A 21,304-nucleotide genomic window follows, 5' to 3' on the forward strand; every position below is an offset into this window, starting at 1 on the left:
TTCGTGAACTTCTTCACAAGAGATTGGCCACCCCGGTCCGGACTTCTGCCCCGGATGGGGTGAGCGGGGTCACTCGGGGGGCGGAACAGGGGGTTCCGGGAGTGAAGGCCGGGGCGGGGTCCCGTCCGGGGGCGGCCGGGGTCGCGGGGCCCAGGGCCAGCTCACAGGCGGTGAACAACGTTCACCGGAAGGGTGGGGTTCCCGGCACGGGTCATGACCTGGGTCACGCGGGCGGCGAACTATAGCAGAGGGTGGCCACATCCTTGTGAAGGGGCTCACGAGCCTGCCCTCCGAGGGGGGTGGATACTCGATGGCATGAGCACCACGGAGCGTCCCAGGATCCTCGTAGTAGGCGGTGGGTACGTAGGCCTGTACGCAGCTCGGCGCATCCTCAAGAAGATGCGCTACGGCGAGGCGACCGTCACGGTCGTCGACCCCCGGTCGTACATGACCTACCAGCCCTTCCTCCCCGAAGCTGCTGCCGGCAGCATCTCGCCCCGGCATGTCGTCGTCCCGCTGCGACGCGTCCTGCCCAAGGCCGAGGTCCTCACCGGCCGCGTCACCACCATCGACCAGGACCGCAAGGTCGCCACGGTCGCGCCGCTGGTCGGCGAGTCCTACGAGCTGCCCTTCGACTACCTCGTCATCGCGCTCGGCGCGGTCTCCCGCACCTTCCCGATCCCCGGCCTCGCCGAACAGGGCATCGGCATGAAGGGCGTCGAGGAGGCCATCGGCCTGCGCAACCACGTCCTGGAGCAGCTGGACAAGGCCGACTCCACGACCGACGAGGACGTCCGCCGCAAGGCCCTCACCTTCGTCTTCGTGGGCGGCGGGTTCGCCGGCGCGGAGACCATCGGCGAGGTCGAGGACATGGCCCGCGACGCGGCCAAGTACTACACCAACGTGAAGCGCGAGGACATGCGCTTCATCCTCGTCGACGCCGCCGACAAGATCCTCCCCGAGGTCGGCCCGAAGCTCGGCACCTGGGGCCGCGAGCACCTGGAGTCCCGCGGTGTCGAGGTCTTCCTCTCGACCTCCATGGACTCCTGCGTCGACGGCCACGTCGTGCTGAAGAACGGCCTCGAGGTCGACTCCAACACCATCGTGTGGACGGCCGGCGTCAAGCCGAACCCGGCGCTGGCCCGCTTCGGTCTGCCGCTCGGCCCCCGCGGCCACGTGGACACCTCCGAGAAGCTCCAGGTGCAGGGCACCGACTACATCTGGGCCGCCGGCGACAACGCCCAGATCCCGGACGTCGTCGGCCGCAAGGCCGGCAACCCCAACGCCTGGTGCCCGCCCAACGCCCAGCACGCGCTGCGCCAGGCCAAGGTCCTCGGCGACAACGTCATCTCCGGGATGCGCGGCTTCCCGCAGGCCGAGTACAGCCACGCCAACAAGGGCGCGGTCGCGGGCCTGGGGCTGCACAAGGGCGTGGCGATGATCGTCATGGGCAAGATGAAGATCAAGCTCAAGGGCCGTCTCGCCTGGTACATGCACCGCGGCTACCACGGTCTGGCCATGCCGACCTGGAACCGCAAGATCCGGATCTTCGCCGACTGGACCCTGGCGATGTTCCTCAAGCGCGAGGTCGTCTCGCTCGGCGCCATGGAGACGCCGCGCGAGGAGTTCTACGAGGCCGCCAAGCCGGCCCCCGCGCCGGCCGCCGCCAAGCCGGTGGGCGAGAAGGCCAAGGCCTCCTGACCCACGCCGGGTCCGCCCGGCAGCGGCAACACGCACAACGCCCGAAGGGGCCGTCCGCCATCCGTGGTGCGGACGGCCCCTTCGGCGTATCCGGCGGCGACCGGCACCGTACGGCGCACGGGGGCGCGCGACCCGCACCCGCGCAGGATGCGTGCGCCCTGCACGCTCTTTGCCGTTCCCTTGCCCGGTAGCGGGATGGCCCGGCCGCCGGAGACTGTTGTGAGGGATGTATCACGCCGGGACGCCGCGGGCGCCGGGCGTGGTCGAGGACATGCGTGGGCATGTTCGGGCACGTCGGGAAACACCGTCACGGAGGTGTGCGCCATGGCAGACGCCGCATTGCGGCTGACCGCTCTCGCCCAGGAGTTGCTGGGACAACCCCTACCGGTCCGCGTCCGGGCCTGGGACGGCAGCGAGGCCGGACCGCCCGGCGCCCCCGTCCTCGTCGTCAAGCACCGCCGCGCCCTGCGCCGGCTGCTGTGGAAACCGGGCGAACTCGGCCTCGCCCGCGCCTGGGTGGCCGGCGAACTCGACATCGACGGCGACCTGTACGAGGCCCTGGACCTGATGGCCGGGCTCCTCTGGGAGCGCGGCGACGGCGCGAAGGGGGGCCTCGGAGCGGTACGCGACCCACGCGTGCGGGCCGCCGCCGGGGAGTTCCTGAAACTGGCCGGCCCCGGGCTCCCGCCCGCCCCGCCCCCCGAAGAGGTGCGCGGCCGCAGCGGCACCCGGCACACCAAGCGCCGCGACAAGCAGGCCATCAGCCACCACTACGACGTGGGCAACGACTTCTACGCCCTGGTCCTCGGGCCCTCCATGGTCTACTCCTGCGCCTACTGGGAGGACGCCGGAACGCTGGAGGGCGCCCAGCGCGACAAGCTCGCCCTGGTCTGCCGCAAGCTCGCGCTCAAGAAGGGCGACCGCCTGCTCGACGTCGGCTGCGGCTGGGGCTCCATGGCCATCCACGCCGCCCGCGAGTACGGCGCCCGCGTCACCGGCGTGACCCTCTCCGCCGAACAGGCCGCCTACGCCAGGAAGCGCATCGCCGACGAGGGCCTCGCCGACCTGATCGACATCCGCGTCCAGGACTACCGGGACGTCCGCGACGGGCCCTACGACGCGATCTCCTCCATCGGCATGGCCGAGCACGTCGGCTCCGCCCGCTACCGCGAGTACGCCGACGACCTCTACGCCCTCCTCAAGCCCGGCGGGCGCCTGCTCAACCACCAGATCGGCCGCCGCCCGGAGCGGGACGAGTCCGCCTACGAGATCGACGCCTTCATCGACGCCTACGTCTTCCCGGACGGGGAACTGGCCCCGGTCGGCCGGACCCTGTCCATCCTGGAGGACGCCGGCTTCGAGGCCCGGGACGTCGAGGCGCTGCGCGAGCACTACGCGCTGACACTGCGGCAGTGGGTCACCAACCTGGAGCGCGACTGGGCGCGTGCCGTGCGGCTGGTCTCGCCCGGCCGGGCCAGGGTCTGGCGGCTGTACATGGCCGCCTCCGCGCTCTCCTTCGAACGCAACCGGATCGGCGTCAACCAGATCCTGGCGGTGCGCCCCGAGGAGGACGGCGCCTCGCGGATGCCGCTGCGCGCCCGCGCCTGGCGGGCCGACGCGACGGCCTGAGCGCCGTAACGCCGACGGAACGGGGCCGGTGTCCGCGGGCAGCGGACACCGGCCCCGTGCGTCGTACGGGTACGCCTACTCGGTCTTGATGGCCGTCAGCATGTTGAGCCTGGCGGCGCTGCGGGCGGGCCACAGCGCGGCCAGCACGCCCACCGCACCGGCCAGCAGCAGGAACAGCGCGATCCGGTCCCACGGGACGACGAGGACGTACTGCGGGATGCTCGCGGACACGGTCCGGCCGATCGCCCAGCCGAGGAACAGCCCGAGCCCGATGCCGACCACCGCGCCGAACAGCGAGATGACGACCGCCTCCAGCCGGATCATCCGCTTGACCCGGCGCCGGTCCAGGCCGATGGCCCGCAGCATACCGATCTCCTGCTGGCGCTCGAACACCGACATGGCCAGGGTGTTGACGACCCCGAGCACCGCGATGATCAGGGCCATGCCGAGCAGGCCGTACATGATGTTCATGATGAGGTTGACGCTGCCGCCGAACATGTCCCGGATGTCCTGGCGGTCCATGACGCTCATGCCCGGGTTGCCGCCCAGCGCGTCCACCAGGGCCTGTTCGTTGGCCGCGCTCGCGCCGCCCTCCGTCTTGACCCAGATCTCCCGGATGTCGCCCTTGGGCTCGTGCGGCGTGATGACGGAGCGGGGGACGAGGACCGGCGAGAGGAACTCGTTGTCCGTGTAGAGGGCGCCGATCCTGAGCGTGCCCTTCTTCTCGTCGTGGAAGGTGACCCGGACGGTGTCACCGGGCTTCCAGCCCCGCGACTTCGCGGTCTTCTCCGCGACGGCGATCTCGCCCTTCTCCAGCGAGTCGAGCGAACCGGCGACGGTGTCGACGGCGAGGACCTGCTGCACGTCGCCCGGCGTGACCCCGGACGCCGAGACTCCGCTGTCGCCGATCGTCAGCCAGACGGCCTGCTGGGGCGAGACGGCGGTGACGCCCTTCGCCTTCTCCAGCGCGGTCAGCGCGGACTCGTCGAGCGGGTCGCCGCCGGCCATCGAGACCATGTAGTCGGCCTTGATGTTGTCCGTCGTCAGCTTGTCGACCGCGTGGCCGAGGGTGACGCCGAGCACCGAGATGCCGGTGACCAGGGTGAGGCCGATCGCCAGCGCGGACGCGGTGGCACCGGTGCGCCGGGGGTTGCGGACCGCGTTCTGCGCGGCGAGCTTGCCGGACACCCCGAACAGCCGCATCAGCAGCGGGCGCACCAGGGCGATCACCGGGCGGGACAGCAGCGGGATCAGGATGATGATGCCGATCAGCGCCAGGAACGTGCCGCCCCCGACGAGCAGCCGGCCGGAGGTCCCGCCCGTGGCCGCGCCGCCGAGGATGCCGGCGGCGCCCAGCAGCGTGATGATGCCGCCGATGGTGTTGCGCACGACCAGGGACCTGACCGTGGCCACCGCGGTCGCGCTGTTCATCGCGGCGACCGGGGGGATCTTCGCGGCCCGGCGGGCGGGCAGCCAGGCGGCCGGCACGGTGATCAGGACGCCGACCGTGAAGGCGGCGGCGAAGGTGAGCGGGGCGACGACCAGCGGACCGGCCGGGATCTTGCCGCCCAGCAGCCCCATGGCCGAGCGCAGCCCGACGGCGAGCCCGAGGCCGAGCGCGAAGCCGATCACGGAGGCGCTGAGGCCGACCACGGCGGCCTCCAGGAGCACCGAGCGCTTGACCTGGCGGCGGGAGGCGCCGACGGCGCGCAGCAGGGCCAGCTCCTTGGTGCGCTGGGCGACGAGCATGGTGAAGGTGTTGGCGATCAGGAAGACGCCGACGAACAGGGCGACGCCCGCGAAGGAGAGCAGCACCCAGTTGATCCCGTTGAGCTGCTTCTCGATGTCCTTCGCCTGCTCGTCCGCGCGGGCCGTGCCCGTCTTGGCGTCGGCGCCCTCGGGCAGCAGCGGCTTCACGGCCGCCAGCAGCTTCTCGTCGGAGGCGCCGGGCGCGGCGGCGACGGAGACGTCCTTGAACTCGCCGGGGCGCAGGAACAGCTTCTGGGCGACGGGCGTGTCGAAGAGGACCAGGCTGCCGCCTGCGTTGACCGCGCCGTCCTCGGTGGTGAAGATCCCGGTCAGGGTGTATTCCTTCACCGGCCCGTTGGTGGCGACGCGCACGGTGTCGCCGACCTCGTACTCGCCCTTCCGCGCGGTGTCCTTGTCCAGGGCGACCCCGCCGGGCTCCACGGGGCCCTTGCCCGAGGTGAAGTCGTAGGCGGGGTCCCGGCCGTCCTCGCCGGGGGCGAAGTTGGCGCCGGCGTTGGACCAGCCGTTGCCGATGAGCTTGCCGTCGGGGTCGGCGACCCCGGCGAAGCCGTCCACCCGGCCGGTCGCGGAGGCGACGCCGTCCAGGGCGCGGATCTTCTCCAGGGTGGCTTCGTCGACGGCGCGGTCGTCGTTGTCGCGCTGGTCGGCGTAGGTGGTGACGGCGACGGCGATGTCGTCGTAGCTCTTGGCCGACTGGTTGCGGAAGGCGTTGCCGAGGGTGTCGGTGAAGACCAGGGTGCCGGAGACGAAGGCCACGCCGAGGGTCACGGCGAGGATCGTCATCAGCAGTCTGGCCTTGTGCGCGAGCACATTGCGCAGGGCGGTTCGGAACATGTCTGTCAGTCCTGTGGGGAAGGTGGGCCGAAGGGGGCGGTACGGAGCGCGGGCGGGGTCCGGCTCAGCTGGTGCGGCCCTTGGCGTCGAACGCCTTCATCCGGTCGAGCACCCCGTCGGCGGTGGGGCGGATCATCTGGTCCACGATCGACCCGTCCGCCAGGAAGATGACCCGGTCCGCGTAGGAGGCGGCGACCGGGTCGTGCGTCACCATCACCACGGTCTGGCCCAGTTCGCGCACGGAGTTGCGGAGGAAGCCGAGGACCTCGGCGCCGGAGCGCGAGTCGAGGTTGCCGGTGGGCTCGTCCCCGAAGATGATCTCGGGCCGGGACGCGAGCGCCCGGGCCACCGCCACGCGCTGCTGCTGGCCGCCGGAGAGTTCGGTGGGGCGGTGCCCGAGCCGGTCGGAGAGGCCCACCATCTCGATGACCCGGCCCAGCCACTCCTGGTCGGGCTTGCGGCCGGCGATGTCCATCGGGAGCGTGATGTTCTCCAGGGCGGTCAGCGTCGGCAGCAGGTTGAACGCCTGGAAGATGAAGCCGATCTTGTCCCGGCGGAGCTGGGTGAGCTGCTTGTCCTTGAGGGAGCCGAGCTCCGTCTCGCCGATGCGCACCGAACCGCCGCTGAAGCTGTCCAGACCGGCGACGCAGTGCATCAGCGTGGACTTGCCGGAGCCGGACGGGCCCATGATCGCGGTGAACTCGCCCTGCGGGAAGTCCACGGTGACCCGGTCGAGGGCGGTCACGCGGGTCTCGCCCTCGCCGTAGACCTTCGACAGTTCCGTGGCGCGGGCGGCCACCGCGGTGGCGCGGTGAGCGGTGGACATGGTGGTCACGGCAGACTCCAGGGTGGGTGGATGCGTACGGGACGGGACCGGCCCGGGGCCCGCCGCGAGGGCGTGGCTTCCGGGTCGGGGGTACCGCTCCATCGTCTCCGCCGGACGGCCGCGGGGCGTCAATCCCCGTGCCCGTTCCCGGGGCCCTCTCGAGTCGCACGATCACCCCCTCGGCATCCTCCTCGGGTATGACATCCGCCTCCGTGCGACTTAGGGGAAACGTCTGCCGGCCCCCGTGACACGCCCGGTCCCGCGCCGCGTGGAGGACCGTGCCGAGCTCTAGAATCAGCCACCGGGTGGCGCACCCCTGGCGATCGGTGGCGCGCCCCTGGCGAATCGGCTGTGTCCGTGCGGCGACTTTCCGTCAATTCGACTGGGACTCCGGTACTGCCGCTGTACTGCCGCCCCTTCGCCCGGGCATGTGGGTATGCCGTCCACATGGGCTGACGGAGACTCAAGAGATCGATAAATAAGACAACATCGAGCCACTGTTCGGCTGTTCGCGCCGGGCCCCCCGGATAGGGTCATGTGCCAACGCGGAGCCGCGCGCCAAGGCCCGGATGGTGGAATGCAGACACGGCGAGCTTAAACCTCGCTGCCCCTCGGGGGCGTACCGGTTCGAGTCCGGTTCCGGGCACCATCGCGCGCCTGCGGGCAACCGAAGCCAAGACCCCCACGCCCCACACCGCACCCGCCAGAATATCCGCAACCACCCCCACCCCGTCGCCCTGGGCGTTGTCAGTGCCCCGTGCTGTGATGGCCCCCGATACCGGTGGTGATGAGGCGAGGGGTGGACCGTGGGGACCTGGGGTGCGGGGAACTTTGACAGTGATACGGCGGCGGACCATCTCTCCGCGCTGGTGGAGCGGCTCGTCGGCGAGGTGGCCGGGGCGATGGCGGGCGATCCGGAGGGGATCGAGCCGGACGAGTACGACGGCGTGGCCGTCCCCTGCAACGTGGAGCTGCTCCTCCTGCTGCACGAGCGCGGCTGGGTCGGTGTGACCCTGCCGGCGCCGGAGGTGATCCGGGGGTGGCGGGACGCGTACCTCGCGGTGTGGGAGCGGACCATCGACGACCTGGGGCCGGTGGAGGGCTTCAAGGAGGAGCGGCGGGCGGTTCTGACCGCGACCTTCGACCGGCTGGCGGATGCCGCCGGGTGAGGAGCCCGCGGTGGAAAGATCCTCCTTCGGTACTGGACGGATTGCTTTGCCTACCCATTACTCTTGTGGGAAGGCCACGCTGGGTGGCCATGGAGGAGTGAGATGAGGAGCAGCAACCCGGTCTTCTCGCGACGGGGCTTCAGCCGCGACAACGGTTACGCGGGCTTCAACGCGGCGCCGCAGGCCGGGGCCCCCGCAGCGGGTGCCAACCCGTACGCGCAGGGCACCGCCCCGAACCCGTACGCGACGAACCCGTACGCCACCACGGGCGCCCCCGCGCCCGCCCGCACCGGCGCGATGACGATCGACGACGTCGTCACCCGTACGGCGATGACGCTGGGCACGGTCGTGCTCGGTGCCGCGCTCGCCTGGGCGCTGCTGCCGGTCGACGAGGCGAACCTCGGCAAGTCGTACGGCATCGCCATCGGCGCCGCGATCATCGCGTTCGTGCTGTCGCTCGTCCAGTCCTTCAAGCGCAAGCCCGTCCCGGCGCTGATCCTGGCGTACGCCGCCTTCGAGGGTGTGTTCCTCGGCGTCATCTCCAGCGCGGTCAGCACCTACATCGGGCCCGGCGTCGTGATGCAGGCGGTGATGGGCACCATGTGTGTCTTCGCCGGTGTGCTGCTCGCGTACAAGATGCGCTGGATTCGGGTCACCCGCCGTTTCTACGGCTTCGTGATGGCCGCCGCCATGGGCTTCATGCTCCTGATGGTCGTCAACCTGCTGTTCGCCGCCTTCGGTGGCGGTGACGGCCTCGGCTTCCGCAGCGGTGGCCTCGGCATCCTGTTCGGCGTCATCGGCATCATCCTCGGCGCCTGCTTCCTCGCCCTCGACTTCAAGCAGGTCGAGGACGGCATCGCGTACGGCGCTCCGCGCGAGGAGTCCTGGCTGGCCGCCTTCGGCCTGACCATGACCCTGGTCTGGATCTACCTGGAGATGCTGCGCCTGCTCTCCATCCTCAGCGGCGACGACTGACCGTCCCCGCGCCCGGCGCGCACCGAGCGGCCCGCCGTCTCCCTCCCGGAGGCGGCGGGCCGCTTCTTCGTGTGCTCCCGTGTTGCGGATCGGGGGGCGGGATAGGGTCGCGGGGTGCTCGATACGACTCCTCTGATCATTGCCGTGGACCGATTCGCCGACCGGCTGCGCGCCGCCCCGCAGAGCCGGCTCCAGCGGGGTGCGGCGGCCGCGGGGCTCGCCGCCGCGCGCGAGCTGTCGGTACGGGCCCAGCGGGCGCAGGAGCCCGGCCGGGAGCCGCGCATCATGCCGGACGCCGGGGTCTTCGCGGTCGGCGACCAGGTCGCCGTCGCCGGGCGGGACCTGGCCGTGGCACTGGAAAAGGCCCCGTCCACGGAGCTGGACGAGGCCGTGCGATACGTCGACGAGGCGGCCGCGCGGGCCTTCGGATAGGGCCTCGCGCAGGGACGCCCGGGACCGGACCGGGCCGGGGGTAGGGGCGGGGCGGGTCGGGGAGCGGGCTCAGAAGCTCGCTATGACGCGGTCGGCGAGTATGTACACGTTCTCCTTGCCGCAGGAGAACGTCAGCGCGTACGCGCCGGAGACGCCGGAGCCGCCCAGCAGCACCGGGTGCTCACCGGCCCGCAGCGATTCGGCCAGGCGCTCCGCGGTCTCGCGGTGGCCGGGGGTCATGCACAGCGTGGTGCCGTCGGCGAACACGTACACGTCGAGCGTGCCGAGCGGGCCGGGGCGCACGTCGGACAGCTCGGTGCGGCTGTCCGCCAGCTCCTCCAGGCGGTTCACGGTGCGCTCGTGGTCGGTGACGACGGGCGTCTGGACCGGCACGAAGTCGGGGTGCGAGGGGTGGCGGCGGCGGGCCGCGGCCAGCTCGGGGGAGTCCTCGGGGAACTCGGCCGCCTCGTTCAGGCCGACCGTCTCGGTCAGTTCGTCCACGGCCTCCACCGCTTCGAGGTCCATGGCGTCGAGACCGGCGAAGTCGCTCTGGCGCGGCATGAAGAACGGGGCGTCCTCGCCGAGGCCGGCCAGCCCGCCGAGCAGCGAGGGGGCGTCGGCGGCGTCCCGCGCCTCCTGAGAGGCCCAGAACGCGCGGGCCTCGGCCAGCTCGCGCTCCCGCTCCTCGGCGAGTGCCTCCGCGACCGCGGCGCGTATTTCTTCGGCGGAGGTGGTGTCGTGACGGGTCTGAGGGGGTACGGCGGCTGTAACGGCGCGGTTCTCGGCCAGCTCCTTGCGGAGGGCGGACACCTGCCTGCGCAGCCCGTGAGCAGCGTGCAGAGCGGCGGCGCCCACGGCCGTGGCGGCGGCGGTGGTCAGCAACAGGGCAATAGGCATGGCGCTCACTGACATACTCCCGGTTTCAATCGATCCCCCGAGCTTCCTACATCAGCTTGTCCCCCAATGGCACCAGCTGTCAGTGCATTACGTCACGAAATGGACAGGTCTTTAGGCCCGGTGTAACCCTCGATCACCAGTGTGACCTGCGGAAACGACTCTCCCCCAGGAGATACATCACATCCTGGGGGAGATTCGGTCACGGTCGGGGCTCGGTGGCCGGTGCGGGCCGGAAACCCGCCCTGATCAGCCCGGACGCCCGATCGCCGTCAGCTCAGACGCTCGATCACCATGGCCATGCCCTGGCCGCCGCCGACGCACATGGTCTCCAGGCCGAACTGCTTGTCGTGGAACTGGAGGCTGTTGATCAGCGTGCCGGTGATCCGGGCGCCGGTCATGCCGAAGGGGTGGCCGACGGCGATGGCGCCGCCGTTGACGTTGACCTTCTCCAGCGGCAGCCCGAGGTCCCGGTAGGAGGGGATGACCTGGGCGGCGAACGCCTCGTTGATCTCGGCGAGGTCGATGTCGCCGATGGTCAGCCCGGCCCGCCGGAGCGCCTGCTTGCTCGCCTCGACGGGGCCGTAGCCCATGATCTCGGGGGAGAGTCCGGAGACGCCGGTGGACACGATCCGGGCCAGCGGGGTCAGGCCCAGCTCGCGCGCCTTGGTGTCGGACATGATCACCAGCGCGGCGGCGCCGTCGTTGAGCGGGCAGCAGTTGCCCGCCGTGACCAGGCCGTCCGGGCGGAAGACCGGCTTCAGCCCCTGGACGCCCTCCAGCGTGACGCCCGCGCGCGGGCCGTCGTCCTTGGCCACGACGGTGCCGTCCGGCGTGGTCACCGGGGTGATCTCGCGCTCCCAGAACCCGTTCTTCAGGGCCTCCTCGGCGAGGTTCTGCGACCGTACGCCGAACTCGTCCATGTCCTGGCGGGTGATGCCCTTGAGCCGGGCCAGGTTCTCCGCGGTCTGGCCCATCGCGATGTAGGCGTCCGGGACGAGGCCGTCCTCGCGCGGGTCGTGCCAGCCCGCGCCGGACTCCTCGGCGCGGGCGGCGGTACGGGCCTCCGCCTCGGCGAAGAGCGGGTTGTGCGTGTCCGGCAGGCTGTCCGAGTTGCCCTTGGTGAAGCGGGAGACCATCTCCACGCCGGCCGAGATGAAGACGTCGCCCTCGCCGGCCTTGATGGCGTGCAGGGCCATGCGGCTCGTCTGGAGGGACGAGGAGCAGTAGCGGGTCACCGTGCAGCCGGGGAGGTGGTCCATCCCCATCCGTACGGCGATGATCCGGCCCAGGTTGTTGCCCTGCTCGCCGCCGGGCAGCCCGCAGCCGAGCATCAGGTCGTCGATGTCCTTCGGGTCCAGCTCGGGGACCTTGGCCAGCGCCGTTTCGATGATGGTGGCGGTCAGGTCGTCCGCGCGCAGGTCCTTCAGCGAACCCTTGAAGGCCCGGCCGATGGGCGAGCGGGCGGCAGAGACGATCACGGCTTCGGGCATCACGCGGCTCCATGAGGGCTGGACGGCTGTCTGGCACGACTGCTCTGGAAATTACCCGCACGTAGCGCGCGGGTCACCCGACGCGGCGTGTGATGAGGGCCTCTTTTCTAAGCGAGCGCTCAGTCATGGGCTCCCGACCGCCCGCACACGCCCCGCACACCGCCTCGCACGCCACCCTGCACGCCGCCCCGCACACCGCCCCGCGGCGACCGTCCGACCGCCCCGCTCACCGCCTCGGCTCCCCGCTGCGGTGGTCCATCCGGGTCGCGCCGCCGTCCTCCGCGCCCGCGCCCGCCTCCGCCTCCGGGTGCGGCTCCGTGGCGTCGGGCAGGCGCCGCCGCCTGCGGTGCTTGAGCAGGGCCCAGGGCGCGCGGGCCCCCGTGACCTCCGTACCGGCCTCCTTGGCCGCCTGGGAGGCCGCCTTGGCCACCGGCAGCATGTTCTCGCGCCGCGCGCCGTCCAGCCGGTCCGACTCGGGCCACAGGCCCAGCGCCGCGCACAGCGTCGGCAGCACGGCCATGGCGGCGGTGGCGTAGCCCTCGGCGGAGGGGTGGTAGTTGTCCGGGCCGAACAGCTCCCGGGGGTTCTCCGCGAACTCCGGGCCCAGCAGGTCGCCCAGCGACACCGTGCGCCCGCCCTGCTCCACCGCGCCGATCGTCTGCGCCGCCGCGAGCTGCCGGCTCACCCGCCGGGCCAGCCAGCGCAGCGGCTGGTACACCGGCTCGATCGTGCCCAGGTCCGGACAGGTGCCCACGACGACCTCGGCCCCCGCCGTCCGCAGCCGGCGCACCGCCGTCGTCAGACAGCGCACCGACTGGGTCGCGGGCATCCGGTGCGTCACATCGTTGGCCCCGATCATGATCACGCACACGTCCGGCGTCCGGGACGGGTCCGCGAGCAGCAGCGACACCTGCCGCTCCAGATCGTCCGACCGGGCCCCGGGCAGCGCCACATTGCGCAGGTCCACCGGCCGCTCCGACACCGCGGCCAGCCCGGAGGCCAGCAGCGCCCCCGGTGTCTGCCCGGCCCGCCGCACCCCCTGCCCGGCCGCCGTGGAGTCGCCGAGCAGCCCGAGCCGCAACGGCTCCGCCGGGCCCGTGAACGCCACCCCGTACCGTCCGTCCGCGCTCGGCGGCACCGGGGCGATACCGCCGCCCACCTGCCGCTTCGCCAGCTGGACCTCCGCCAGCAGGACTCCGACCGCCGCGGCCCCCAGCAGCCCGATGCTGCCACCGCCGTAGGCCGCGCCCGCCGCGATCCGCCGTGCCACCCTTGCCGTCGACACAGTCCGGTCCACCTCCTCGTCGCACGTACCGCCGTAGAGCCGTACACACAGCTACCTGCCCGCTACCGCCCGCTGTTCAATCGCGCCGCCCGATCTCGTGCTCGTACGCATACGCTTGCCGGACCATCTCGGAGACCCCGGAGTACACGGTGCGATACCACGATTCGATGATCAGTCTCGTAGGCAATACCCCGCTGGTGAGGCTGCGCAGTGTCACGGCCGGCATCCAGGCGACGGTCCTGGCCAAGGTCGAGTACTTCAACCCCGGCGGGTCGGTCAAGGACCGCATCGCCCTGCGCATGATCGAGGCCGCCGAGCAGAGCGGCGAGCTGAGGCCCGGCGGCACGATCGTCGAGCCGACGAGCGGCAACACGGGCGTCGGCCTGGCCATCGTCGCGCAGCAGAAGGGGTACAAGTGCGTCTTCGTCTGCCCGGACAAGGTGTCCACGGACAAGATCAACGTACTGCGCGCCTACGGTGCCGAGGTCGTCGTCTGCCCCACGGCGGTCGACCCCGAGCACCCCGACTCGTACTACAACGTCTCCGACCGGCTGGTCCGTGAGACGCCGGGCGCCTGGAAGCCCGACCAGTACTCCAACCCGAACAACCCGCGTTCCCACTACGAGACCACCGGTCCCGAGCTGTGGGAGCAGACGGAGGGGAAGATCACCCACTTCGTGGCGGGCGTCGGGACCGGCGGCACGATCAGCGGCACCGGCCGCTACCTCAAGGACGTCAGCGGCGGCGCGGTCAAGGTCGTCGGCGCCGACCCGGAGGGCTCGGTCTACTCGGGCGGCTCCGGCCGCCCCTACCTCGTCGAGGGCGTCGGCGAGGACTTCTGGCCCTCGGCCTACGACCGCGAGGTCACCGACGAGATCGTCGCCGTGTCCGACAAGGACTCCTTCCAGATGACCCGCCGGCTCGCCAAGGAGGAGGGGCTGCTCGTCGGCGGCTCCTGCGGCATGGCGGTCGTGGGCGCCCTGGAGGTCGCCCGGCGGCTCGGCCCGGACGACGTGGTCGTGGTCCTGCTCCCGGACAGCGGGCGCGGCTACCTCTCGAAGATCTTCAACGACGAGTGGATGGCCGACTACGGCTTCCTGGAGGACACCGGCCCCTCGGCGCGGGTCGCGGACGTGCTGGACCACAAGGCGGGCCCGATCCCCACCCTCGTCCACATGCACCCGGAGGAGACGGTCGGCGAGGCGATCGACGTCCTGCGCGAGTACGGCGTCTCGCAGATGCCGATCGTGAAGCCGGGCGCGGGCCACCCGGACGTGATGGCCGCCGAGATCATCGGCTCGGTGGTGGAGCGCGAGCTGCTGAACGCGCTGTTCGCCCAGCGCGCCTCGCTCAGCGACCCGCTGGAGAAGCACATGTCGCCGCCGCTGCCGCAGGTCGGCTCCGGCGAGCCGGTCGAGGACCTGATGGCGGTGCTCGGTGGCAACGGCGCGGCGGACGCGGCGATCGTGCTGGTGGAGGGCAAGCCGAAGGGCGTCGTCAGCCGGCAGGACCTGCTCGCCTATCTGGCGAAGGACGCCCCGGCCGCCGGGAAGTAGCGGCCCGCGTTTCGCACGAACGGCACGCGCGCGTCACGTCGCCGCAACACCGGCTCAACACGGCTCGGGCACAGTGGTGATGTCGGCGGAGGAGATCCGCCGGCACCGGCCGGCGACAACGGACTACGGAGCGGCTCCCGGACCTCCACCGTCGCCCGGACGCGCCGCGGGCCCCGGCCCGCCGCGTCCCGCGCGGGGACCGTCGTCGTCCCGCCCTCCGGACCTCGGGGGTGCGGCGGTCCCCGCGACAGCCGCCACGAGCCGGGCCCGCCGGGCGTGAGCGCGCGGCCTCAGTTCTCCCAGTCGGGGGACGCGCGCCGCTCCTCGCGGCCGCGGAACAGCCGCCGGCCGTGGCCGGTCTGGAAGACGTTGACGCCGACGATGCCCAGCCAGGCCACGAGCAGCCCGCCGATGCCCGCGTTCGCGGCGCCGATCGCCGAGAGCGGGACGGCCAGCACCAGCGAGACGATGCCGAAGCCGAAGCGCTCGCCGAAGTTGCCGTGCGGATGCTCCGGGGCCCGGCCGCCGCGGGCGACGGCGGTCCGCTCCTCGGCCAGATGGCGCCGGACCCTGCGGTCGAGCGTGGCGTCGAGCCGCTGCTCCACCTTCTCCAGGAACGATTCGACGAGCGCGGAGTCGTAGTCGGCCCCCAGCTCGCCACGGGCTTGCAGAGTCGCCTTGAGCTCCTTGTCGAGCTCGGTGTCGGTTGCGTCCATGGTGCCCACGGTACGAAGGAGCGACGGCCGCGTCAGTGGGGGTAACCCCCCTCTTCCAGCCGGACGCAGGGCTTTCGACACGCGCCGCTCGGTACGCTCTCCGGCGACCCGCCGCGGTCGCTGGCCGGTCCCGGAAATTCCCTGGACGTTCCCTCGCGATGAATACGGTGCTTTTCTCGCCGATGATGATCCGGTCACGGAATGCGGCGCGTCGAACTCGTCCGGTCGTCCGGCCATCCGACCCGTTCGCCCGGTCCGACAACAGCGCTCAGGAGGGATCGTCACCATGAATGCGCCCGTCACTTCTTCAGCAACGCCCGAGAACCCCTTGAGCCCCGCCGACCAGCGAGCCCGCGCCCTGGCCTTCCGCCGGCTCCACGAGGGCCCCGAGCCCTTCGTCGTCCCCAACCCGTGGGACGCCGGAACCGCCCGGCTGCTGACCGGACTCGGCTTCGCCGCACTCGCCACCACCGGCGCCGGACTGGCCTACGGCCTCGGCCTGCCGGACGGCGCGAACCGGGTCGGCCGGCCGGAGGTCCTCGCGAACGCCGCGCAGATCGTGGCGGCGACCCGTCTCCCGGTCTCCGCCGACCTGGAGAGCGGCTTCGGCGAGACGCCGGAGGACGTCGCCGAGACCATCCGGCTCGCCGCCGGGGCCGGCCTCGTCGGCGGCTCGGTCGAGGACTCCACGGGCCGGGCGGACGACCCCGTACGCCCCCTGGACGAGGCGGTGGAACGCGTGGCCGCGGCCGTCGCCGCCGCGCGCGCCCTCGACTTCCCCTTCACCGTGACCGCCCGCGCCGAGAACTTCTTCCAGGGCCGCGCCGACCTGCCGGACACCATCCGCAGGCTGCGGGCGTACGCGGAGGCCGGCGCCGACGTCCTGTACGCGCCGGGCCTCCCGGACGCCGAAGCGGTGCGCGCGGTGTGCGCCGCCGTCGACCGGCCGGTCAACGTCCTGATGGGCTCGCCCGCCCTCCCGCTGTCCCTGGCGGAACTCGGCGCGCTCGGCGTACGGCGGGTCAGCGTCGGCTCGGCGATGGCACGGGCGGCGCTCGGCGCGGTCGCCCGTGCCGCCGAGGAGATCCGTACCCGGGGGACCTTCGGCTTCGGCGCCGACGCTCTGCCCTACCCCGAGGCCAACGCGGCGATGACCGCCTGACCGCCCGGCCGGGCGCACGTTCATCGCGAACCCGGCCCCGTCCTGAACGGTTCAGGCCCCAAAGATGCTTGTGTTCAGTATGCGGATGGCTTCGCGGGTGTTGTCCGCGGCGAAGCGGACCTCTCGTACTTCCTGCTCCGGCATTCCGGGCTTGGGCGCCACCGAGTAGGGCTCGCGCAGTTTGATGCTGAGCGTGGTGGAGTCGCCGATCGGCATGGCCAGCACTTCATCGCTGATGCTGACCGCCCTGCGGTAGCCGCTGTGCCGCGACGTGCGCACCGATTCGACGAGTTCCAGCGGAATGGCGATCTGAGTGAAGTGGGCGAACCGCAGGACGATCTTTCCGTCGCCGACCGTGTGAGGGCGGACGGAGAGTGCCGCGATGAATCCGAGCAGCCATACCGATCCGTACACGGAGAGCACGAGCAGGACGATGCGTGCCACCTTCCAGGGGATCAGAAGTTCGACGGCGAGGATCTCCAGCGGCACGAGAAAGACCATCACCCACATAATTGGCTTGATTTCGGAGCCGTAGCTGAGCATCTGATGCCCTTCGGGCGTGTCCGGCTTCCGGCGGATCCAGCGCCAGAGCGCGCGGAAGAGCCCGAACTCCATCCCCATCGCCTTGGCGACAGGCCCCGGCAGCACGGCGGACAGCGCCTGGTTGAGGGCCTCCTGCCCGTCGGCCCCCTGGCTCTTGGAAGCGCGGAAGGCCCGCCTGGCCAGGGTGATTTCGGTGATCACGATCCCGGCCAGCAGGAGTTCGAGAAGCAGCCCCACCGCGACGGCCTCACCGAGGCTGAACACGCCGGTCCACACAAGGCACGCCTGGGCGAGGACCACGGTGGGTGCCGCCCACCGGGCAGCGGTTGCCAAGAACTTCCTCAACGCGGTTCACCTGTCCTTGCGGCGGGCGGTCGGCTTCCAGGCAATCATGGCAGGTGCCTCTTCATGAGGAATCGTGGACAAGTGTGTGGGTGGCCGTATTCGTTCGCAAAAATCCGGTGGCCGTCACTGTTCCACCCAGTCCTGTTCCACCCAGTCCTGTTCCACGACAATCCAGTGTTCCCCTGTCAGTTGCTGTTCGAGGAACGCGTAGGGCAGGAGGCCGTAGCCTTTGTTGCCCCATTGCGTTCCCCAGCTGTTGCGCACATGGAACGCGCCCGGCCCGGTTCCCCGGTCGTACGGAGCGGTGTCGACGTGATCGTGGTAGCCGGTCAGGAGGATGACGTGCGGCCCTACGGACTGCTCGGTCGTCATCTGTACGGGAATGACACCGCCATTGAGCAAGGACATGGAGATCGAGGGACAGAGCCGGATCTCCACACTCACGGGAATACCCAGGGAAATCGCACGGCGGGCCAGGTCCAGCGCCTCCGCTCCGCCGGACGCGGACAGCCGGCTGCTCACGGGACGCGTGCGCCGGGCGGTGGCACGGCAGTGCTCGGGCGGGTCCCGGTCCACCCTGGTCGGGCCGTGCTGGTCGTAGGGCCAGGCCGATTCCTCGCACAGCCCGGATTCCGCCCAGGCCCGGAAGCTGTGCTCCAGCCGCGAGCCCTTGCGGTCGGCGAGGCCCGCGAGCACACGGGAGAGGCGGTAGTTGAACAGGACCGACCCGGTGAACTCCACGTGCTCGGCCCGGCGGGCGTAGTAGCCGGCGATGGCCGTGGTGACGGCGGCGGTGCACAGCGGAACCCGGCCCTGGTTGATCACAGGCGGCATCCAGCTGGACAGGTCCATGTGCTCCGGCGTCCGGCCGCTGCTCCACCAGGGGGGCCGGATGCGGGAGAGGTAGGCGTCGTCGGCGGTCACGGGCTGTGGTGACGTTCCTTGCGCTGCCGTTCCGCCGGTCATGTCCGGTCCTGGTCCCGAGTGGTGCCACGGTTCGAGATCGTCTCGTCGATCCGCTTCTGGCGGCGCGCCGCGGCGGCGTAGAACTGCCGCAGTGCCGCGCCGTCGAAGTCCGATACGGGCCTGGCCTCGGGCAGGAAGGCACCGGTGTTCCCACCGCGGACGAGGAGCGCGCTGTCCTCGCCGGCCGTGGGGGCGACCTGCGGGGTGATGTAGTCGATCGCGAGGTTGAAGCGTCCGCTGTCCGTGTGGTTGGGGCCTGAGCAATGGGCCATGGCCAGGTGGTGCAGGCTGCACTGGCCGGCTTCGAGGACGACGTCGACGGCGTTCGCCTCGTCGATCTCGACGGCGATCTCCTCGCCGCGCATGATGTCCTCGAGGCCGGAACCGCTGAACCGGTGCGGGAGCGGGCCCCGCAGATGTGAGCCTCGCGCGTAGCGCATCGTGCCGTTGGCGACCGTCGTATCGGTCAGCGCGACCCAGACCCGCACCGCGTGCCGCTGGAGTCCGTCCAGCCCCAGATAGACGGCGTCCTGATGCCAGGCGAGCGAGCTGCCGCTGTGGGCCGGCCTGATGAAGAGATTGGTGGACCAGACGAGCAGCTCCGGGCCGAGCAGCGACTCGACCGCGTCGACGATCGCGGGATGGTGGACGATACGGTCCGCCCACATCGACACCAGGTGGATCTTCGGGAAGGCGGCGTACCGGGCCAGCGCGCCGCCGACGGCGCTGACGGTCTGCAGATACGTGCGGCAGTCCTCCACCGCCCGAGGCGAGGCAATCTGAACAAGTTCTCGATCGGTCTGTCAACGGGTTTCCAGTATTCCGCTTCTACTATTCAGTATTCATTTTTTGGGCACGCGAAGGCGCCCGCCGGTGTATTCCGGCGGGTTGTCTGGAGTGGCAGGGTGGGGTGTTTTTTCGCCGGGGAGCGATTAATTCAAGCCCCTCGGACGAAACGGGCTGAGCATGAACTCGTCAGTGCCCTGCGGTTCTGGGGAATGAGATTGCGAGGCGCCGTCTGGCGTTGTCATGTCCACCTGACGAGAAAGTCAACAGAGGCCTCCCGTAGCGTGATCTTTCCTGAAGGCAATCACAAGCCAAGTGCTTTCGGTAGGGGGGCCTGCTGGGCGCATCGAAGGTATCAAGCCTTGTCCGGCCGGGTGAGGCGTCATAGTCGCTGGTGGTGTGCGCGTTTACGTTTTTCGGCGCCCGTCCGGATTGGCTCGAAAGTTTCCGTTGCTGATGTTGGCCGACCGGTGAAGAGGACGGCGGGTCCCGGACTGCCGTACGACCGGGTGGGCGGCCCTCCCGGCTGCATATGGACATTCAGTGACCAGGCTGGCTGAATGGGTCTGGCGCCGGGGGTCGGCGCAGGTACACGCCCTGGGAGACAGGATGAGTGGGAGCAGCCCGGCGGCGCGGTTGCAGGAGCTGTTCGAGGGGCGCCGGCTCACGCCCACGCAGCGGCGCATCGCGCACTCGATGGTGCGCCGGGCCGGGGACGCCCCCTTCCTGTCCAGTGTCGAGCTGGCCGAGCTGGCCGGGGTCAGCCAGCCCTCCGTCACCCGGTTCGCGGTGGCGCTCGGCTTCGACGGCTTTCCCGCGCTCCGCAGGCGGCTGCGCGAGATGGTGCCGGCCGGGGCGGAGGCGGGCGAGGCGGCCGAGACGTACAACGAGTACCAGCAGGCGGTGCTCGGCGAGATCGAGAACCTGCGCCGGCTGGCCGAACTCCTCGCCGACCCGGCCCCCGTCGAGCGGGCCGGGCGGCTGCTCGCCGCGTCCCGGCCGCTACCCGTGCTCGGGCTGCGCGCGGCCTCCTCGCAGGCGCGCGGGTTCGGCTACTTCGCCGCCAAGGTGCACCCGGACGTCCGGGTGCTCGACGAGGGCGGCAGCATGCTGCGCGACCGGATCGACGCGGCCCGGCGGGCCGGGGCGAGCGCGCTGATCTGCTTCGCGCTGCCCCGCCATCCCCGCGAGGTCGTGGACGCCCTGGCGTACGCGCGCGGTCTGGGGCTGGCCGTGGTGTCGGTGGCCGATTCCGCGTTCGCCCCGGTGGCCGGCCACAGCGACCTGCTCATTCCGGCCGCCGTGGGGACCGGCCTCGCCTTCGACACCGCCTGTGCGCCGATGCTGCTGGGCCGGGTCCTCCTGGAGGCCATGTGCGACGGCCTCCCCGACGCCCAGGCGCGCCTGGAGGAGTTCGACGCGGGCGCGGCGGCACGGGGCCTCTTCGTGGAGTAGGCGGAGCGGGGTGGGCGGGCGCGGCTGAGCGGGGGCGTGGCTGAGCGGGGGCGTGGCTGAGCGGCGCGCGGCTGGGTTCACCCGCGCCGCCACGCCCGTACCGTCCACCCGGTATGCCCCCTGTGCCCGCCCTGTGCACCGCACATGCGGAGAACATGCGAAGGACACGCGGAGGAGATGCGCGCGGGCAACAGTGGCGTCCCAGGATGCGGGACGGGCTGTGAGGTCCGGACGGTCCGGCCGGAGCCCGAACGAAACAAGAAAGGGGGTCCTCATGTACGAGGGCGACATTTCCCTGCTGGAGGAGATCCAGGAGCAGGAGTTCGACGCGGTCGGCGCGCGGATGGCGTGCAGCACCAACACCTTCTCCCTCTCCGACTACCTGGGGAACAAGGGTGGCTGGTGCACCCTCACCGTCGAGTGCCAGCCGAACTGCAACTGACACCTTCGGAAGGAACGCATCATGCGGGAGAACAACGACGACCTTCTCGGCGGCTACGACGAGCTGGAGCTCGTGGAGCTGAGCGAGTCGGAGTCCCACGGCGGGATGCTGTCGGGTCCGTGGTGCATAGCCGCGGTCACCCTGGTGTCGGCCGCGGCCTGCCCGACCACCAAGTGCACCAGCCAGTGCTGATGGGGGTCAGCCGTCCCGGACGGTGACATGCCGGGCCGTGCTGTCCGGCGGCCCTGCGGGCCGGAACGGTGCCGCATCGCCGGTTCCGTTCCGGCTCACCGATCCCCGCTCCCTTCCCCCTTCCTGCTTCCCG

The 21,304-nt window shown here is 71.2% G+C and carries 19 protein-coding genes and 1 tRNA gene; 11 read left to right on the forward strand and 9 right to left on the reverse strand.

Annotation, left to right across the window (positions count from 1 at the left end):
* The first annotated feature begins 315 nt into the window (after positions 1 to 315).
* Together DNK56_RS04840 and DNK56_RS04845 are read left to right on the forward strand one after the other, a co-directional pair.
* Positions 316 to 1,701 carry an NAD(P)/FAD-dependent oxidoreductase gene (locus DNK56_RS04840; protein ID WP_111330768.1) on the forward strand — a complete coding sequence of 462 codons (1,386 nt, stop codon included), beginning with the start codon at positions 316 to 318 and terminating at the stop codon, positions 1,699 to 1,701.
* Positions 1,702 to 2,025: 324 nt separating this feature from the next.
* The gene (locus DNK56_RS04845) at positions 2,026 to 3,330 is read left to right on the forward strand and encodes an SAM-dependent methyltransferase (RefSeq protein WP_111330771.1); all 1,305 of its coding nucleotides are present in this window, start codon (positions 2,026 to 2,028) and stop codon (positions 3,328 to 3,330) included.
* 75 nt (positions 3,331 to 3,405) lie between these two features.
* Here DNK56_RS04845 and DNK56_RS04850 read toward each other — a convergent pair whose 3' ends face one another.
* On the reverse strand, positions 3,406 to 5,934 hold the full coding sequence (locus DNK56_RS04850) for an ABC transporter permease (RefSeq protein ID WP_111330774.1): 2,529 nt from the start codon (positions 5,932 to 5,934) through the stop codon (positions 3,406 to 3,408).
* A 64-nt stretch (positions 5,935 to 5,998) separates the two neighbouring features.
* Positions 5,999 to 6,769: an ABC transporter ATP-binding protein gene (locus DNK56_RS04855; protein WP_111330776.1), complete on the reverse strand. Its 771-nt coding sequence runs from the start codon at positions 6,767 to 6,769 to the stop codon at positions 5,999 to 6,001.
* A gap of 554 nt (positions 6,770 to 7,323) precedes the next feature.
* Between DNK56_RS04855 and DNK56_RS04860 the strand changes: the two genes are divergently transcribed.
* The 4 genes from DNK56_RS04860 (at position 7,324) to DNK56_RS04875 (ending at position 9,336) form a co-directional block, all read left to right on the forward strand.
* A tRNA-Leu gene (locus tag DNK56_RS04860) sits at positions 7,324 to 7,409 on the forward strand.
* 157 nt (positions 7,410 to 7,566) lie between these two features.
* Positions 7,567 to 7,929 carry a DUF4259 domain-containing protein gene (locus tag DNK56_RS04865; protein WP_111330779.1) on the forward strand — a complete coding sequence of 121 codons (363 nt, stop codon included), beginning with the start codon at positions 7,567 to 7,569 and terminating at the stop codon, positions 7,927 to 7,929.
* Positions 7,930 to 8,031: 102 nt separating this feature from the next.
* Positions 8,032 to 8,904 carry a Bax inhibitor-1/YccA family protein gene (locus DNK56_RS04870; protein ID WP_111330781.1) on the forward strand — a complete coding sequence of 291 codons (873 nt, stop codon included), beginning with the start codon at positions 8,032 to 8,034 and terminating at the stop codon, positions 8,902 to 8,904.
* Positions 8,905 to 9,018: 114 nt separating this feature from the next.
* Positions 9,019 to 9,336, forward strand: coding sequence for a hypothetical protein (locus tag DNK56_RS04875; protein ID WP_111330784.1), 318 nt, complete (start codon positions 9,019 to 9,021; stop codon positions 9,334 to 9,336).
* A gap of 69 nt (positions 9,337 to 9,405) precedes the next feature.
* On the opposite strand, the gene DNK56_RS04880 is transcribed toward DNK56_RS04875, so the two are convergent.
* The 3 genes from DNK56_RS04880 to DNK56_RS04890 form a co-directional block, all read right to left on the reverse strand.
* The gene (locus DNK56_RS04880) at positions 9,406 to 10,218 is read right to left on the reverse strand and encodes a hypothetical protein (protein WP_111330786.1); all 813 of its coding nucleotides are present in this window, start codon (positions 10,216 to 10,218) and stop codon (positions 9,406 to 9,408) included.
* Positions 10,219 to 10,502: 284 nt separating this feature from the next.
* Positions 10,503 to 11,723, reverse strand: a complete 1,221-nt coding sequence (locus DNK56_RS04885; protein ID WP_111330789.1) for an acetyl-CoA C-acetyltransferase — start codon at positions 11,721 to 11,723, stop codon at positions 10,503 to 10,505.
* A gap of 226 nt (positions 11,724 to 11,949) precedes the next feature.
* On the reverse strand, positions 11,950 to 12,993 hold the full coding sequence (locus DNK56_RS04890) for an SGNH/GDSL hydrolase family protein (RefSeq protein WP_111330791.1): 1,044 nt from the start codon (positions 12,991 to 12,993) through the stop codon (positions 11,950 to 11,952).
* 164 nt (positions 12,994 to 13,157) lie between these two features.
* Here DNK56_RS04890 and DNK56_RS04895 point away from each other — a divergent pair, with 164 nt between their 5' ends.
* Complete coding sequence (locus DNK56_RS04895; protein ID WP_111330794.1) at positions 13,158 to 14,564, forward strand: cystathionine beta-synthase; 1,407 nt, start codon at positions 13,158 to 13,160, stop codon at positions 14,562 to 14,564.
* Between the two features lie 290 nt (positions 14,565 to 14,854).
* Here the strand turns inward: DNK56_RS04895 and DNK56_RS04900 are convergent, their stop codons facing one another.
* Positions 14,855 to 15,280 (reverse strand): hypothetical protein, encoded by a 426-nt coding sequence (locus DNK56_RS04900; RefSeq protein ID WP_111335471.1) that lies wholly within the window; start codon positions 15,278 to 15,280, stop codon positions 14,855 to 14,857.
* Between the two features lie 286 nt (positions 15,281 to 15,566).
* On the opposite strand from DNK56_RS04900, the gene DNK56_RS04905 reads away from it, so the two are divergent.
* Entirely contained in the window at positions 15,567 to 16,442 is an 876-nt protein-coding gene (locus DNK56_RS04905) for an isocitrate lyase/PEP mutase family protein (protein ID WP_111330796.1), read from the forward strand.
* A gap of 51 nt (positions 16,443 to 16,493) precedes the next feature.
* On the opposite strand, the gene DNK56_RS04910 is transcribed toward DNK56_RS04905, so the two are convergent.
* The 3 genes from DNK56_RS04910 to DNK56_RS04920 all read right to left on the reverse strand — a co-directional run bounded on the left by DNK56_RS04910 (position 16,494) and on the right by DNK56_RS04920 (position 19,057).
* A complete protein-coding gene (locus DNK56_RS04910; RefSeq protein WP_241989763.1) occupies positions 16,494 to 17,318 on the reverse strand; it encodes a hypothetical protein in 825 nt (274 codons plus the stop codon).
* Positions 17,319 to 17,453: 135 nt separating this feature from the next.
* Positions 17,454 to 18,254 (reverse strand): C1 family peptidase, encoded by an 801-nt coding sequence (locus DNK56_RS04915; RefSeq protein ID WP_158558547.1) that lies wholly within the window; start codon positions 18,252 to 18,254, stop codon positions 17,454 to 17,456.
* Positions 18,255 to 18,292: 38 nt separating this feature from the next.
* Complete coding sequence (locus tag DNK56_RS04920) at positions 18,293 to 19,057, reverse strand: phytanoyl-CoA dioxygenase family protein (RefSeq protein ID WP_111330800.1); 765 nt, start codon at positions 19,055 to 19,057, stop codon at positions 18,293 to 18,295.
* 634 nt (positions 19,058 to 19,691) lie between these two features.
* Here DNK56_RS04920 and DNK56_RS04925 point away from each other — a divergent pair.
* From DNK56_RS04925 to DNK56_RS35245, 3 genes are all read left to right on the forward strand, one after another.
* The gene (locus DNK56_RS04925) at positions 19,692 to 20,537 is read left to right on the forward strand and encodes a MurR/RpiR family transcriptional regulator (protein WP_111330803.1); all 846 of its coding nucleotides are present in this window, start codon (positions 19,692 to 19,694) and stop codon (positions 20,535 to 20,537) included.
* Positions 20,538 to 20,811: 274 nt separating this feature from the next.
* Positions 20,812 to 20,979 (forward strand): plantaricin C family lantibiotic, encoded by a 168-nt coding sequence (locus DNK56_RS04930; protein WP_111330805.1) that lies wholly within the window; start codon positions 20,812 to 20,814, stop codon positions 20,977 to 20,979.
* A gap of 21 nt (positions 20,980 to 21,000) precedes the next feature.
* Positions 21,001 to 21,171, forward strand: coding sequence for a class II lanthipeptide, LchA2/BrtA2 family (locus DNK56_RS35245; protein WP_199563878.1), 171 nt, complete (start codon positions 21,001 to 21,003; stop codon positions 21,169 to 21,171).
* Positions 21,172 to 21,304: the final 133 nt, after the last annotated feature.

This window comes from Streptomyces sp. AC1-42W, from assembly GCF_003248355.1.
In the GTDB taxonomy this organism is placed as follows: Bacteria; Actinomycetota; Actinomycetes; order Streptomycetales; family Streptomycetaceae; genus Streptomyces.

Coding starts and splice junctions, on each gene's coding strand:
- DNK56_RS04845 (WP_111330771.1), top strand. CDS start 2,026: ATGGCAGACGCCGCATTGCGGCTGACCGCTCTCGCCCAGGAGTTGCTG.
- DNK56_RS35245 (WP_199563878.1), top strand. CDS start 21,001: ATGCGGGAGAACAACGACGACCTTCTCGGCGGCTACGACGAGCTGGAG.
- DNK56_RS04885 (WP_111330789.1), bottom strand. CDS start 11,723: ATGCCCGAAGCCGTGATCGTCTCTGCCGCCCGCTCGCCCATCGGCCGG.
- DNK56_RS04870 (WP_111330781.1), top strand. CDS start 8,032: ATGAGGAGCAGCAACCCGGTCTTCTCGCGACGGGGCTTCAGCCGCGAC.
- DNK56_RS04850 (WP_111330774.1), bottom strand. CDS start 5,934: ATGTTCCGAACCGCCCTGCGCAATGTGCTCGCGCACAAGGCCAGACTG.
- DNK56_RS04905 (WP_111330796.1), top strand. CDS start 15,567: ATGAATGCGCCCGTCACTTCTTCAGCAACGCCCGAGAACCCCTTGAGC.
- DNK56_RS04925 (WP_111330803.1), top strand. CDS start 19,692: ATGAGTGGGAGCAGCCCGGCGGCGCGGTTGCAGGAGCTGTTCGAGGGG.
- DNK56_RS04900 (WP_111335471.1), bottom strand. CDS start 15,280: ATGGACGCAACCGACACCGAGCTCGACAAGGAGCTCAAGGCGACTCTG.
- DNK56_RS04930 (WP_111330805.1), top strand. CDS start 20,812: ATGTACGAGGGCGACATTTCCCTGCTGGAGGAGATCCAGGAGCAGGAG.
- DNK56_RS04840 (WP_111330768.1), top strand. CDS start 316: ATGAGCACCACGGAGCGTCCCAGGATCCTCGTAGTAGGCGGTGGGTAC.